Consider the following 554-nt stretch of genomic DNA (forward strand, 5'->3'; position numbering starts at 1 on the left):
GGCTCCCGGGCCCACATCCACGCATCGATCACGCCCAGCGGTTCCCGATCCGGCGTTACAGCATACGTCGGATGCAGATACATTCCCCTCTGCGCTTCGAAGCTCAACGGCCCGAGTCCTTCCATCTCCTGGCCATTGAAGTTCAGCTCGGTTGTGTCAGCCAGACATAAGACCACCGGGAATTGCCCGGCCCTCGCGGCAGTGCGCTCCCAATGAGGCTGCATCACGTCCGTCCACTCGATCTCCTCGTTGCCGAGAAATCGATAGGCCGCAATCGTCTCCGACCATCCATCGCATGCGCCTGGAATGCTCGCCGTCGGCCTGGCCGCAAGCCGCTTGAGCAACTCCTTCGCTCGTCGGTCCCGCCTGGGATCGCCAAGATCCAGACCTTCGAATTCTTCGTCCACCCACGCCCCCGACTCGTTGCCCATTTGCTCTCGAAAATCCGAGAGTAAACGCGAGTTCGCGCCGGTTTACAACCCTTTGTGACCAGATTTCTTCAAGCTCCGACTACACATAGTCGATGCCCGCCTTCACTTCTGTATAACGAGATG

At 59.2% G+C, this 554-nt stretch carries 1 protein-coding gene; it reads right to left on the bottom strand.

Annotation, left to right across the window (positions count from 1 at the left end; genetic code table 11):
- Positions 1-431 (bottom strand): IS4/Tn5 family transposase DNA-binding protein (locus HV670_RS30440; RefSeq protein WP_175108603.1); only part of this gene is annotated, 431 nt, incomplete at its 3' end.
- Positions 432-554: the final 123 nt, after the last annotated feature.

This window comes from Pararobbsia alpina (assembly GCF_902859895.1).
In the GTDB taxonomy this organism is placed as follows: domain Bacteria; phylum Pseudomonadota; class Gammaproteobacteria; order Burkholderiales; family Burkholderiaceae; genus Pararobbsia; species Pararobbsia alpina.